The sequence below is a fragment of the Williamwhitmania taraxaci genome (assembly GCF_900096565.1).
Classification (GTDB): domain Bacteria; phylum Bacteroidota; class Bacteroidia; order Bacteroidales; family Williamwhitmaniaceae; genus Williamwhitmania; species Williamwhitmania taraxaci.
Genome location: NZ_FMYP01000038.1, coordinates 26,200 through 40,897, shown reverse-complemented (window position 1 = coordinate 40,897; position 14,698 = coordinate 26,200). Strand labels below are relative to the sequence as shown.

The 14,698-nt window shown below is 45.2% G+C and carries 7 protein-coding genes and 3 tRNA genes; 4 read left to right on the top strand and 6 right to left on the bottom strand.

What is annotated here, in order from left to right:
• Positions 1 to 706: 706 nt before the first annotated feature.
• From mutS to BLS65_RS10790, 4 genes are all read left to right on the top strand, one after another.
• Positions 707 to 3,286, top strand: coding sequence for a DNA mismatch repair protein MutS (mutS, locus tag BLS65_RS10805; RefSeq protein ID WP_092438845.1), 2,580 nt, complete (start codon positions 707 to 709; stop codon positions 3,284 to 3,286).
• A gap of 137 nt (positions 3,287 to 3,423) precedes the next feature.
• Positions 3,424 to 3,496 (top strand) — tRNA-Gly (locus tag BLS65_RS10800).
• Positions 3,497 to 3,507: 11 nt separating this feature from the next.
• Positions 3,508 to 3,592, top strand: a tRNA-Leu gene (locus tag BLS65_RS10795).
• A gap of 220 nt (positions 3,593 to 3,812) precedes the next feature.
• A tRNA-Gly gene (locus BLS65_RS10790) sits at positions 3,813 to 3,885 on the top strand.
• Between the two features lie 126 nt (positions 3,886 to 4,011).
• On the opposite strand, the gene BLS65_RS10785 is transcribed toward BLS65_RS10790, so the two are convergent.
• The 6 genes from BLS65_RS10785 to BLS65_RS10760 all read right to left on the bottom strand — a co-directional run bounded on the left by BLS65_RS10785 (position 4,012) and on the right by BLS65_RS10760 (position 14,687).
• Positions 4,012 to 6,816 (bottom strand): helix-turn-helix and ligand-binding sensor domain-containing protein, encoded by a 2,805-nt coding sequence (locus BLS65_RS10785; protein ID WP_092438839.1) that lies wholly within the window; start codon positions 6,814 to 6,816, stop codon positions 4,012 to 4,014.
• Positions 6,817 to 7,307: 491 nt separating this feature from the next.
• Complete coding sequence (locus BLS65_RS10780; protein WP_170830084.1) at positions 7,308 to 9,551, bottom strand: glycoside hydrolase family 3 N-terminal domain-containing protein; 2,244 nt, start codon at positions 9,549 to 9,551, stop codon at positions 7,308 to 7,310.
• Between the two features lie 48 nt (positions 9,552 to 9,599).
• On the bottom strand, positions 9,600 to 10,901 hold the full coding sequence (locus tag BLS65_RS10775) for a glucoamylase family protein (RefSeq protein WP_394331458.1): 1,302 nt from the start codon (positions 10,899 to 10,901) through the stop codon (positions 9,600 to 9,602).
• 94 nt (positions 10,902 to 10,995) lie between these two features.
• Complete coding sequence (locus BLS65_RS10770; RefSeq protein WP_092438835.1) at positions 10,996 to 11,838, bottom strand: LamG domain-containing protein; 843 nt, start codon at positions 11,836 to 11,838, stop codon at positions 10,996 to 10,998.
• A 15-nt stretch (positions 11,839 to 11,853) separates the two neighbouring features.
• Positions 11,854 to 13,227 (bottom strand): glucoamylase family protein, encoded by a 1,374-nt coding sequence (locus BLS65_RS10765; RefSeq protein ID WP_092438833.1) that lies wholly within the window; start codon positions 13,225 to 13,227, stop codon positions 11,854 to 11,856.
• Positions 13,227 to 14,687, bottom strand: a complete 1,461-nt coding sequence (locus BLS65_RS10760; protein ID WP_092438831.1) for a RagB/SusD family nutrient uptake outer membrane protein — start codon at positions 14,685 to 14,687, stop codon at positions 13,227 to 13,229. The genes BLS65_RS10765 and BLS65_RS10760 overlap by 1 nt, the downstream gene beginning before the upstream one ends.
• Positions 14,688 to 14,698 lie beyond the last annotated feature (11 nt).

The window sequence follows — 14,698 nt, the reverse complement described above, 5'->3', positions numbered from 1 at the left end:
CGGACATAGTAATTTACCGTATTGCGGTGTATGGCTAAACTTGAAGAACAGCTGCGGTTGCTTTCTCCTTTGATTTTTAACTGAATTAATTGTCGTACATCCATGATATCTATCTTCTTTGCGGCCATATCCCTGATTTAAGTTTCAGCGATAAGATAGAAATCATTCCTTTCAATGGCTCAATGGCGCAATTTGCGTCGAAACGGGTGGCGCAACTTCGACCGAAACAATAGCCTAAATGCACCTAAAAAAGTGGCACAACTTCGACCGAAACGCCTGGCACAACTTGAACCGAAATGGGTGGCACAACTTCGACCGTTTTATCTAAATAAACATATTTTGTGTTTTGTGTAATAGTTATGCGGGTCTTTAATTAGTCGTAGAGAACACCTAAGGAAATATAAAAATATCTATCGCTCATCGCTCTAAGTGAATATTCTGTGTTGTTTTTATTCCAGCTAGCATTATGTGCCACCAAAATTCATTTTTATGCCTAAAACTTTTATGGGAAGTGATGTTTTTCTATATGGTTTCGGGCATATTGGCTTTCTGTTTCTCCGTATTAAGACTCTTTTTTTTGCAGAGGCGCATAATTAAAAATGTATAATCCCATGGAAGGTTGATCTGAATTTTTACTTTTGCTTTCGAATAATCTAACAATATCCTATCCGTGTCGAGTTACGATAAATACGTGGAAACGCCCTTAATGAAGCAGTACGTTGCTATTAAGCGGCAACATCCTGATGCCATTTTACTCTTTAGGGTGGGCGATTTTTACGAAACTTTTGGTGAGGATGCCATAAAGACGAGCGAGATTGTGGGCATTACCCTAACTCGTAGAGCAAATGGTGCTGCCTCCTTTGTCGAACTTGCCGGATTTCCGCACCATGCACTGGATACCTACCTGCCAAAACTGGTTCGGGCAGGAATGCGGGTGGCAATCTGTGAACAACTTGAAGATCCAAAACTTACTAAGACTATTGTAAAGCGCGGCATTACTGAACTGGTTACGCCTGGGGTGTCTTTTAGTGATAATGTGCTGGAGCGACGCGAAAACAACTTTCTAGCGTCGGTATTCATTGGAAAGTCGGCAGCTGGAGTATCATTTCTCGACATTTCTACGGGCGAGTTTCTCCTTGCCGAAGGCACTTTTGAGTATATCGATAAGTTACTGGCCAACTTTAACCCTAAGGAGGTTCTTGTGGAGAAGGCCAAGACCACGGAGTTTACTGAAATCTTTGGCAGTAAGTATCATCTTTTCAAACTCGACGATTGGGCATTCTCGGCTGATTTGGGTCGCGAGAAGTTGGAAAATCAATTTCAGGCTTCCTCTTTAAAGGGATTTGGAGTTGAGAACCTTGTCTTTGGCGTTACTGCGGCCGGCGCAATTCTCTACTACCTCGATCTGACGCAGCATACAAAGCTAAAGCATATAACGTCTATCTCTCGAATCGATCAAGACCATTACGTTTGGCTCGATAAGTTCACGGTACGCAACCTCGAACTATTTGGAACAGTAAACGAGGGTGGTAAGACACTCCTTAGTGTTATTGACAAAACTATAACTCCTATGGGAGCCAGGTTGCTCCGGCGGTGGATGAGTTTGCCATTGAAGGATGTCCAGCCTATTCGTGAGCGCCTAGATGCGGTTGAACATTTGATTAAGGAGTCCGAAGAAAAGGGTTTGTTGCAGGAGAAATTGAGGGAATTGGGCGATTTAGAGCGTATCGTTTCGCGTATAGCTGTGGGGCGTGTGAATCCTCGGGAGCTCGTCCAGCTTCGCGCTGCATTACTTTTGATTGACCCCATTAAAGAGGTCTGTTCTCAAACGGGCGATCCTACATTGAAGGTTATTGGGGATCAACTCAACCCCTGTCATGTTATACGGGAACGCTTGCAAAAGGAACTGGTGGACGATCCTCCGGTGCTAATTGTTAAGGGCAATGTGATTGCTTCCGGAATAAATGCTGAACTGGATGAGTTGCGGGCCATTGCTTTTTCGGGGAAGGATTACCTTTTGAGTTTACAACAACGGGAGTCGGAACGCACGGGAATCACCTCGCTTAAGGTTAGCTTTAATAATGTGTTTGGATATTTTATTGAGGTTCGTAATACCCATAAAGATAAGGTTCCACCCGAATGGATTCGCAAACAGACCCTGGTGAGCGCCGAGAGATACATTACGGAGGAACTTAAGCAGTATGAGGAGAAAATACTTGGTGCCGAGGAGAAGATACTCGCTATTGAACAAGCATTGTTTGGCGAACTTGTGCTGGCTTTGCTCGACTACATATCGCCAATACAACACAATGCCTCTCTATTGGCCAAGCTCGATTGTTTGCTCTCATTTGCAGAGGTTTCTACCATGTATAACTACCGGAAACCCGAACTTAATGAGGATTTTTCTTTATTAATTAACGAAGGACGCCACCCGGTAATCGAACGAATGCTACCGCAGGGGGAGGAATATATTTCCAATGATGTGGTCTTGGATAAGGAGAATCAGCAGATCATCATCATAACAGGTCCTAATATGTCCGGTAAGTCGGCACTGTTGCGACAGACTGCCCTGATAGTATTGATGGCTCAGATTGGGTGTTACGTTCCTGCAAAGGGTGCCAAAATAGGGGTTGTCGATAAGATATTTACGCGGGTAGGTGCTTCCGATAATATATCGTTGGGCGAATCCACCTTTATGGTTGAAATGCTTGAGGCCGCAAGCATTCTCAATAACATATCGGACCGAAGCCTAATCCTTCTCGATGAAATTGGGCGGGGCACCAGCACCTACGATGGTATCTCCATAGCGTGGGCCATGGCCGAATATATTCACAATCATCCTCACTGTAGGGCCAAAACCCTTTTTGCCACCCACTATCACGAGCTCAACGAAATGGAAGGATTCTTCCCTCGGATTAAAAACTTCAATGTGAGCATAAAGGAGTTGAATAACAAGGTGCTGTTTTTACGAAAGTTGGTGCCAGGAGGCAGTGAGCACAGCTTTGGTATTCATGTGGCTCGTATGGCGGGAATGCCCCAAAGCGTAGTGAAGCGGGCCGAGGAGATATTGGTTCAACTGGAAAAAACACATAAGCAGAAACAGTTCGACAAGCCGGTTACCGACATTGTAGAAAAGCGGGAAGGATTCCAACTTAGTTTCTTTCAGCTAGACGATCCGGTTTTAAAGCGTATTCGGGACGAAATAGTTGGTCTCGACCTCAACAATCTAACGCCGTTGGATGCCCTTAACAAGTTGAATGAGATTAAGAAAATTGCCGGATTATAGGTTCTGATTAACTCTTTTGAGAGAAATAGAATAAAATGCGGCAAAAACGAGTCTAAAGGTTTGTGGTGAAAAAAATTGTTCTATATTTGCACCCGCAATTGCAAGCCAAGCGTGGCTTGATGTTCAGATAAAATGATGCGAGAGTAGCTCAGTTGGTAGAGCACAACCTTGCCAAGGTTGGGGTCGCGGGTCCGAGTCCCGTCTCTCGCTCTTTTTTAGTGGCCCGGATGGCGGAATTGGTAGACGCGCTGGACTTAAAATCCTGTAACCTTTGCGGTTGTGCGGGTTCAATTCCCGCTCCGGGTACCGATGAAAAAAGCCTTCTGGAAACAGGAGGCTTTTTGTTTTATTGGAAGTAGATAAAATATTGTATAAGTGGTTCGCCCTTAAAGGGCAGCGTTTTTGAAGGCGAGAAAAGTTCGAAATCTTCAAAAAAAACGGCATCTCAGTTTTGGATGCAACAGAAAAGTCTTTATATTTGCACCGCAATTCCAGCCCCGCTAAGGGAAACGAGAATTGAAATATTGCGAGAGTAGCTCAGTTGGTAGAGCACAACCTTGCCAAGGTTGGGGTCGCGGGTCCGAGTCCCGTCTCTCGCTCAGAATTAAGGGAAAAGTAAAAACGACCATCTGATATTTCAGGTGGTCGTTTTATTTGGATGTGGTTGAGCGCAGCCTTATCTTATCGTTAGATATCACTGCCAGCCAAAAAAGGGTTATTATATCCTACTCCTTCTCTGGCGAGAAACTCATAAGGAATTCGGTGAGATTTTCGTCGTGTGTCAAGCCCAACTTTCGTCGCAGCCGATATCGACCTATCTCAACACCTCGTGTGGAAATGTTTAACAACCGTGCTATCTCTCTTGTGGTGAAATTCATGCGCAGGTATGAGCAAAGGCGTAAATCATGGGGCGTAAGGTTGGGGTTCTTTTCCTTGAGTTCCTTGAAAAAACCCTGCTCCGATAGTTTAAGATTATTCATGGCTCCCTTCCACTCTTCAGTTTGTAAGTCAAGCCCCTCGGTAATTACCTTCTCAATGTCACGGATATACTTTACTGGATATTTGGACGAATCGTTCTTAAGCAGCTGAATCTTTTCCTGCAATTGGGTAAGAATTTCATTCTTCTGCATCAGAAAGCGCATGGTTAACATCTGCTCATTTGTTTTTATACTGAGTTCGCTTTCCAATCGGTTTTGGCTGAGCGCATATTCCCTGAGCTGATTTCTTCTTCGCACGTCAACGGTGAATATTCGTTTAAAGAGCAATGTTAAACTTACAACCACAGCAATATATAGTATGTAGGCATACCATGTCATATACCATGGTTTTTTGATGGTGAATTTCACCATCGCAGCGTCATCTCCTGTCTCTGTTTTTATGCGAAAATTGTAACTACCATGCTTTAGGTTAAGGTAGGTAATGTTGTCGAGGGTAGTTTTATGCCAACCGTTATCCAACTCATCCAACTTGTAGTAAAAGTTTTTCTCGACCTGTTCGATGCCAGCCGGAAAGGCAAACCAAATGGTAAGGTTGTTTGTTGCATATTCTATCGAAATGGTATTAACCTTTTGGGTCGAGAAAGTTCGGGTCTTATTCTTTCCGCTGAATTCCAATCGGGTTATGGTTGGTTTTATCTGCAAATTGCGCTTTGTGGCAAGCGATAGATCGCATACCGAGAAGAGGTTGTTGTCGGGAAGCAGTATGGTATTGAGCGCAAGCGGCAAAATGTTAATATCACGGGAAGTAATTTCGGCATTTCGGCTTAACAGTTCAAACTTTTTAGTTGCATTAAAGTCCTTGGAGATGGAGAATAGTGCCAGCTTATTGGGAAGAATGAACCAATACTCATTCTTATGAAAGGGAATAATTTGCTTTGCCTGGGCATACTCCAGCAGTGATTTGTTAAGAGAGGAGAATAGTTCTATTCTTTTTTGGTCATAGTTGTATCGGTATAGAAGATTCGAGGATGTGAAGACGATGGTGTTATTAATGGAATAAACGTCGAAGTTAGATTCCGATCGGGAAGCGCTTTGGTAAAACTCCGACTTGCTTATCGTATCCATGGTTTCGTTTAGTTCCAACTTATACACGCCTCGCTGGGGGTGTGCAGCCCAGATATATCCAAGATAGTCGACCTCTATGTGGCGCGTGGGTTCAAAGTAGCCAGCAATACGGTGGTGTATTTGCCAGTTTTCTCCATTTTGCCCAAGCATTACCAGTCCGGTGTAGGTTCCTTCCACCAGTTTGTCTGCATAAGGTTTAATAGTCCAGCAACCGGTTACGTTCGATATTTTTTGCATTCTAGTACCTTTTACCAGAAAAGTGCCCTCGTTATGGCCGCAGAAGATTTGTCCCTTGTGCTTTATCAATGTCCACACCTGGCCTTGGCTACCCGGTATCATCTGTATGTCCGAAAAACTATAGCTGTTGTTTATCTCGCTTATCGAGGCAATGAATAGCCCATGGTTAGTACCAATGTATAGGTTGTCAGCATCGCGAAGAACAGTGTAAATGGTCCCCAATGTACCTGTAGGATTAAAGTAAGGGGTAAATGGATTTTCAATTCCAAGGTAACCTGCTCCCTCATCGAGCCCAACCCAAATACCCTTGAGGTTGTCGCGATAAATCGACAACACCGTATTATTCTTTAGGCCATTGGAGTAGTTATACTGACGAATAATTTGACCCTTATTATTGCTGAAAACAATGCCGTTTAAAATTGTGCCAAATGCAAATAAGGTATCATTAACCTGAATGCCTGCATTGCAATTATAGTAGCTCAGAAAAGATGATACTTCGGAGGTAAATGGTTTGAAAGCGGTGCCGTCATATTTGTAAATACCCTTACTGTCGGTACAAATCAGAAACGTTTTATTGCCGGTGGGTATAATTGCATGGACCTTGCTCTCCTTGAATATTTGACTGCCGGGGATTAGGGTAAACTCTTCCTTTTTTAATTGATAAAGCCCCTCGCTGAGCCCCTGGACAATGAAATCATCGGCTGTTGGGAACATAAATAAGATTATGGTGGGCGCAGCTATGCGCTTCACGGTCTTGTAATCGTAAATATATATGGAGGTAAACGATTGGAAGTAAACTTTCCCATGCTGGAGGTAGATCTTCCATATTTCGTCGTTTTGCGGTGTGGTAATCTTGTTGGAGAGAGAGTGATAGGTGAGGTTGCCATTCTGTTCAGTAGTCCAATACCCAAAATCCTCGAATGAACCGGTAAAAATCTTTCCCGTTGCATCAATTTGAATGGAGCGAATAGTCTTCTGTTCGGGGTGCTTCCAAATTCGACTCGACAGCCCGTTGAACTCTACCAATCCTTGAGTATTGGCAAAGTAGATAAGTTGGGTTGTGGAATTTTGGCAAATCCCCCAACTTTGGCTTGAGATATTGATGTTTCCGGTGAGGTATGGCTTTATAGCGTGGGGATTGCTATTGGATTGCCCTTTGCTTGAAGCAGGTATAAGCCAAGTAAGTATGGCTAAAACAAAAACAAAGCCGTGAACAGTGCGGTAGCGCATATCGCGTGTCTGATTTATGCGCTAATATAATGTATTATTAAGCAATAGGCAACAGGTATCGGCAGCAGGAAGTAGATGGAAAGTATTGCTTTGATGCCCATGGTTTAGTACTTTATTGGAAAAATAATCTTGATTGGAAAAATGGAGAATGTCGATAAGGGTAGAATCCAGGGGCACTTCAAGTAGGTAAATGCGGAGGATCTAAATTATCTGAGAGTTTTAATATCACTGAAGTTGCTAGGTTGGAGATCTTAGGTTGTCTTCTGTAGCCTAGCGAGACGCCCTCGCAATCTTTCGGTGTGCTAATCATGTCTACGCCCCAACCACTATAGTGCAGGGTTTGGTTCTATTTTCGCGAGGATGGTTTGTGAATAATTGACAACATGTTTGTGTCCGCGGGAAGGTTAATGCGATTAAGCAAAAAGAATCGTCCGGAGAGCAAACCCTCCGGACGAAACCACCTAATCCTAAACCCAATAAACTATGAAACCCTATTTGATTGAAAAATTCACTTTTTTTGTTTGATCGGAGTTGGTCCCTACCAATATCTCAAACTGTCCCGGATCGAACTTATAATCCATGTTGCTGTGGTAGTAGCGCAGATCGTTTGCAGTTAGTTTAAAAGTTACCGTGGTGCTGCCTCCGGCTGGAATAAGTACCTTGCTGAAACCCTTTAACTCCTTAACAGGACGAGTTACCTCACCAACTAGATCGTGCACATACAGTTGAACAACCTCTTCGCCATCAAATTTTCCTGAATTCATTACGCTAATCCGAACGACAATGGTGTCCTCAGCGGTATACTCATATTTATCAAGCACCGCGTTGGAGTAGTCGAAGGTTGTGTAGCTAAGTCCATACCCAAAGGGATATAGCGGGGTATTGGCAATGTCGAGATATTTGGATTTATACTTTTCTACCTTTGATGGATCAATGGGTCGTCCGGTGTTCTTGTGGTTATAGTAGATCGGGATTTGCCCAACGTTGCGTGGAAAGGTCATTGTAAGTTTACCCGATGGATTGTATTTTCCGAGCAGCACATCGGCCACCCCATTTCCGGCTTCGGTGCCTCCAAACCAAGTCTCCAGAATTGCAGGAGCAATGGAGTCGAGTTCGGGAATAGCCAGCGGACGGCCATTAAAGAGAACCACCACTGTTTTAGGATTTGCTTTTATTATGGCCTCGGCCAGTTGCTGCTGAACGCCCGGCAGTGAAATGGTCGATCGGCTAGCCGCCTCGCCGCTCATATCGCGGGTTTCGCCAAGGGCAAGGATAACTACCTGTGCTCCTCGAGCTGCTGCAACTGCCTTTGCAAATCCGGCAGTGCTTTGGTCGTTTACGGCACAACCTATTTCGTAGGCAATCTTTGTTTCGGAGTTAAGTGTATTCTTAAGACCCTCGAGTAGGGAAATGCAGCGCTTGCCATCGCCCGCTGCCGACCAACTGCCAAGCATGTCCTGCTTTGCATCGGCCAGAGGACCAATAACCGCCACCGAATTGAGCGTGATGGGGAGGGGCAGCAGCTGATTCTGATTTTTGAGTAAGACGCATGACTTTGATGCGAATTTTCTAGCAAAAGCAATATTCTCGATCGTCAATACTTCCGTTTTCTCCCGTTGATTGCTGCAATAGCGGTAGGGATCTGCGAATAAACCTAACTTAAACTTGGCCACCAAAATGCGCATCACCGCATTGTCGATGGTTTCCTTGGATACCTTCTGCTGCTTTACCAGCTGAATGAGATGCCTGTTGTAAATATTGCCCTGCATATCCATATCAACCCCTGCGTTTATGGCGAGCATACCTGCCTCGGCCGAATCGGTGGCAACTCCATGGGGAATCAGTTCATTTATGGAGGTGTAATCGGTAACCACTAATCCCTTAAATCCCCACTTCTTGCGCAGGAGCTCATTTAAAAGCCAAGGATTAGAGGTGGATGGTGTTCCTGCTATCTCGTTAAAGGAAGTCATTACGGAGCCTACGCCTGCATCAATTGCCGCCTTATAGGGTGGCAAATAGTTCTCGAAGAGCGATTGCTGCGACATGTCCACCGTGTTGTAGTCGCGTCCGGCTTCGGGTGCTCCGTATGCCGCAAAGTGCTTTACGCAGGCTAGCAGTGTGTTCGGGTCAGCTAAATTGTCACCCTGAAATCCTTTCACTCGGGCTGCGGCAATGCTACTTCCAAGCCAAACGTCTTCGCCAGATCCCTCCATTACCCGGCCCCACCTGGGATCGCGGGATATGTCTACCATAGGGGAAAAGGTCCAGTTTATTCCCTCGGCGGTGGCTTCGGAAGCGGCAATGCGCTCCGATTTTTCAATGGATTCCATGTCCCAAGTGCACGACTGTGCCAAGGGTATGGGAAAGATGGTTTTATGGCCATGAATAACGTCGTAGCCAAAGAGGAGGGGAATTTTCAGCCTCGATTCCTCAACGGCAACCTTCTGCAAACTCCTAACATAATCAACGGAGAAGGCGTTGAAAATCGCCCCAGCCTTACCCTCCTTTATCAACTGCTTATAGTTGTTGTTGATCACCGGACCGGTAACGTCCCAATCGCTGGTAAAGAGCGACAGCTGCCCTATTTTTTCCTCAAGGGTCATTAGTTTTAAGATTGAATCGGCCTTTTGCTCATAAACTCTATCCGGTGACGAGGAGTTTGGGCTGCACGACGGTAGCGTTCCAAGATAACCCGAAACACCTAACCAAATTGCTATGCTTAATTTCCAGTTCATGGTGCTTATATTTTATAGTTTCTATCGTCTGTCATGGGTTCAAACTGGTTATTTTCCAGTGTATGTAAAACCAAGGCGTTCGAGCCCCAGTTGCACCTCGGGAATGGAGGAGAATAGATTCCATATTTTCGCGGAGCGATAGTTCTCGATCATCACCACAATTGGGCCTTGATCGATGGCTAAATAGTTGTTGGCATACCAATTTTTCTCATCTGAAAATGCATCAGTAAAACCATATTCACCCCAGATTTTGCCATCCATGTTGTAGTAAAAATGTTTCAGGGCGTCCATGCTTTGCTGGGGTGTGTATGGAAAGGAGGCTAGTGCTGCAGTTGGACTTATCACACCGCGGTCGTTGGTGGGGGAGTGAGCCACATAACCCTCGTAATCATCGCTGGCTGAAAGACCCCAGCACTCTTCTCCGTATCCACTGAATTTCAGCGGGTTGTCGACACAGTAATTATAGTTGATTAATGCGTGATTTTGGTTAAGTTGCCAGTAATCGGCATATTTATCCTTAAGTCCTTTTGGATTCAAACCTAGAAATGAGTAATGAGCAAAAAAAAGTGGTCCACCGTATGGAAAGCCAAGGGCAAGCTCGTGCCCATAGTAACTTTTTTCAAGACGGAAGTGGTTGGACGCAGTCCAACCGCTGTGGTATACATTTGTATCGATGGGATGAGTGGGCGAAGAAGCGGCGAGCACGTATGTAATTAAACACTCGTTCCAGCCTTTGATTGGCATGTTCATAGCCCAGCTAAAGGTAGGCGACCAGTGCCAGTAGAGTGAATCTGAGTTGTTAGTATACCAGTTCCAATCAACCTCATGCCATAGTTTTGTGATTTTGTTGCGCAGGGTAGTTTCTTGGTTATTATCGAGGTTAAAATAGGCTCTGGCGGTGAGTAACCCTTGTATGAGAAAGGCCGTTTCGACCAAATCGCCCCCGTTGTCGGTACGGCTGAAAGGATACGATTTTCCAGTAGATCCGTTATACCAATGCGACCATGCACCATGGTATCGATCGCAGGTATCTAGGAAGTTTGCAATTTTTTGAATTTGGTCGGCGGCTTGGTTCCTGTCAATGAATTTTCGGTCCGAACCAACAATAATGGCCATAATACCAAAACCAGTTCCTCCGGTTGCTACCACTTCATTGGAATAGTTGCACTCGTCGCTGCGCTCCCGGGCCATTCCGGAGATTGGATGTGCAAAGTCGGTAAAGTATTTAAGGGTTTGGCGTTGAACAGTATCCATTAGAGCCTCGTCGGTAAGTCTAACGTTATTTGCCGATTGACACCCCACCAGCAGAAGGGCAATAGCGATAAATAGAATTCTAAGCTTGTTCATGATTAATAGAAAGAGGGGTTGTTGAAAAAAAAGGGGGTGTGTCGTTTAGAAAGCCGAACACCCCCTTGAGTGTAAAACGTTATCTAAAACCTAAGCATTACTCACCTTCAGCATCTTTTTCACCTCTGTAGAGTGCGTCAATTTGACCACTGGTAAGGGCCTTGTCGTAAAAACGAAGGTCGTCCATATCGCCCAAGTAGTTGACAATCCAACCTTGGGAAGTATTAGGATTTTTACCGATGAAAAAGTTTGTTGCAGTAGCAGGAATAGTAATGGCACCCATTGGGGCATCTACGAATTTAATGGTATCCTGAAGAACTTTGCTACCATTTAGATAAAAAGCGCGGATTCCATCACTGGAGTTGTAGGTGTAGGCAACTTGGAACCATTTGCTGGTAGGGAAAAGCGTCTTGTCAGTTTTGCCATATTTAGTGTCGAGCCAAGTATATACAGCCGAACTTTTGTGCATGGTAAAACCTTTAAATCTGAGGGTATCCATTCTGTTATCTCCCTCTTGCCATAGACCAATACCCGCATTCCAGTCAATTGCTGGATCGATAAGGGTAAAGATGAAGGCTGCTCCACCATCGAGCTTTTGGGATCTCAACCAAACGCTGTAAGTCATACTTGCCATTGTTTTTAGCTTTGCAGATGGAACTACTTCGGCATAGGCGGCAGCACCACCCTTGTAGGCCTTGGAGGCTGTGGCAAAACGATCGGTTGTGAATGTTACCCCGTTGTTGGTTGCTATTTGTCCTTTTTTGTCAACCACATCGCCGTTGAACTTAAAGTAGGCTATGAGGTTGTTCACGGCCACAGTATCTGCAATGTTGGTAACGTTGTTGTTATCGTCATTATTGTCGCTGTCGTCCTTAGAGCAGCTTGCAAATGACACTGCAAGTCCTATTGCAGCCATCAAGAAAAACTTTGTGTGCTTCATAATCGTAGTGTTTAGTTAATAAAATTGATAGTTGATAACTGTGAATTCTAATTTTGATAATCCATTCTTTATATCTTGATTTTTCATAAAAGTGTTCCATAGCAATCCTGTACGATAATTCTCAATCATAACCACAATAGGGCCTTGGTCTATGGCTAGGTAGGAGTTGGCATACCACTTCTGGCTAAGGTTAAAAGCATCGGTAAAACCATAGGTGCCCCACACTTTACTGTTCAACCGATGGTAGAAAAACCGTAATGCCTTCATGCTCTCTACAGGAGTGTATGGGAACGACGATAGCGCAGCGGTAGGAGTAATGGTTCCATTGTCATCGCCACCGTTTCGATAGGGAGCATGAGCTTGGTAACCCCTAATTGGATCGTCGCTTGCGGTTAAGCCCCAGCACGAGTCGGAGTAGTGACAGAAACTATATGGGTTTGCCACTGCGTAACTGTGATTTATTTTACTGTGATTAACGTTTTGCTCCCAGTAGTTGGCATACTGATCGGATAGTCCTCGGGGATCTAACCCCAGAAAAGAATAATGGGAAAAGAATAGCGGACCACCAAAGTCTTGACCAAGTGGGAGTTTTGTTCCATAGAAAATTCTTCCGTTCCTTAAACCACCATTCTTAGCCCATCCGTTATCGTAAACTAATTTGGAAATTGGATGGGTAGGCGATGATGCGGCCAGCACATAGGTAATAAGACCTTCGTTCCATCCCGAAATGTGCATGTTTATTTCGAAGCTATAGTTGGCGGACCAGTGCCAAAGAAGAACGTTTTCCCCGTTAGTATACCAATCCCATTCTACCTTATACCAGAGGGAGTCGGCCATTCTGCGCAGGCTATCCTCCTTTTGAGTGGCAGCGCTGAAGTATTCTTTCGCGGCAATGATTCCTTGGACGAGGAACGCGGTTTCGATCAAATCACCGCCATTATCCTTGGTCCCGAAGGCAATGGTTTTGCCGGTTGTTCCATCCATCCAGTGTGGCCAAGCCCCATGGAACCGATCGGCCTTGCTAAGAAAGTTGAAGACCTTAAGGATGCGGTCGGTGGCGGCGTCGCGAGTAACAAAGCCTCTATCGGCACCGACTATTATGGCCATAATGCCAAACCCTGTGCCCCCGGTTGTAACAAGGTTCCCAGAGGTATTCCGCTCCCTACTCATCCCTGAGTTGGGTTCGGCAAAATCCCAAAAATATTTTAACGTTTGCTGCTGCACCTTATTGAGTAGGGCATCATCGGTTATTGTCTCCACGTAGTTCTCCAACTTGACACAAGTATCGGGTGTGTCAATATCTACCGGAGATGTGTCGTCTTCGGACTTGGAGCAAGCTGCAAGAATCAGCAGCGAGGCTAAAAAGTAGTATGGTAGTTTTTTAAGCATTAATAACCAGGATTTTGAAGAAGAACGCCATTGCTCAAGTCAATTTGGGTTTGGGGAATGGGGAACAGGTTGTTTTTTCCGTTAATGTATCCCAGCGATCCCAATTCCGCGGTTGCCTGACCGGTCCGAACCAAGTCGAAGAAGCGGAACTCTTCCATCGCAAACTCTGCCCGCCTTTCATCCCAAACATCCTGAAGGGTAGGGGATCCTAATTCCGTGAGACCCGCTCTTTTTCTAACCTCGTTGAATGGGGTGGCAGCATCGCCTCCTGCATGCAAGGCGGCTTCTGCGTTCATGAGGAGAACTTCGGCATAGCGGATGTAGCGGATGTTTTGATCGAGTCCGTAATCAACCGTGTTGTATTTTTTGGGCGTATATGCCTTGAAGTTGTAGTAGGGGTTGGGGCAGCCCGCATTGATCGAATCTCCCTCGGCGGTTCTAAATCCTCTCGGCAAAACGGTGGCAGCCTTGCGGATATTATCTCCCCTAGACGTGAAGAAATCAACTAACTTTTGGGAAGGAACGCAAAAACCCCAGCCTTGCATCTGTGCAAAATTGTTCCGGGGGCCTTGCACAAAGGCGTATTCGCAGCGGTATTTTCCTTGATTCATGGATGAATTTTGAATCTCAAATACTGATTCGAAGGAACTCTCACCCTCGATACGGAAAAGTCGATAGTAGTTAGGATAAAGGGAAAATGGTCCTAACCCTATGATTTCATCAGTAATAAGTTTCAATTCGGGCCATTTTTCCTCGAACATATAGGTGCGAGCAAGCAAAGCCTTTGCTGCCCAGTTGGTGGCACGACCTACTTGATCAGAAGAGTAGGCTTCGGGTAGAAACGGGATGGCTTCTGAGAGATCTTTTTCGATGAATGCGAATACCTGTTCCTTGGTGGAGCGAGCAACCGTGGCAAAGCCTTCCACGGTTTGGAGGGTATCTACCACTGGAACGCCACCGTAAGCTATATTCATCCGAAGAAACATGAACGCCCGAATAAATTTGGCCTCAGCAACCATCTGGTCTCGTGCGGTGGTGTCGGTGAACTTTAACTTTTTCAGTGTTGTGATGGCATAGTTGCAGGTGCTTATAACGGAGTAGTGATCGTTCCAGTAGCTAGCAATGAGGTCGTTGTTGGCATCGAATTGGAACTTGTCCAGTTCAAGCATAGTGGGCGAGTCATCGGCGGTGCTGCCCTTATCGGCGTCATCGGAGGTTACTTCAAACATTCCGATGTATGGGAAAACGCTTACGCCCCATTTGCGCATGCCTCCGTAGGCTGCACTTACATACTGGAACGCTTCATCGGGGGTTAGTTCCTTGGTATAGTCGGATGGTAGTTGCGACTCAATGGGCACATCGAGATATTTCTCGCAGGAAACAATCAGCGTGGCCGAGGTAATCCCAGCCGCCAAAAGCAGAATGGAGAATCTCTTTTTATATGATAGTATTTGTTTCATGGCTTTTCGGT

Coding starts and splice junctions, on each gene's coding strand:
- BLS65_RS10765 (WP_092438833.1), bottom strand. CDS start 13,227: ATGCTTAAAAAACTACCATACTACTTTTTAGCCTCGCTGCTGATTCTT.
- BLS65_RS10770 (WP_092438835.1), bottom strand. CDS start 11,838: ATGAAGCACACAAAGTTTTTCTTGATGGCTGCAATAGGACTTGCAGTG.
- mutS (WP_092438845.1), top strand. CDS start 707: ATGAAGCAGTACGTTGCTATTAAGCGGCAACATCCTGATGCCATTTTA.
- BLS65_RS10760 (WP_092438831.1), bottom strand. CDS start 14,687: ATGAAACAAATACTATCATATAAAAAGAGATTCTCCATTCTGCTTTTG.
- BLS65_RS10780 (WP_170830084.1), bottom strand. CDS start 9,551: ATGAACTGGAAATTAAGCATAGCAATTTGGTTAGGTGTTTCGGGTTAT.
- BLS65_RS10785 (WP_092438839.1), bottom strand. CDS start 6,816: ATGCGCTACCGCACTGTTCACGGCTTTGTTTTTGTTTTAGCCATACTT.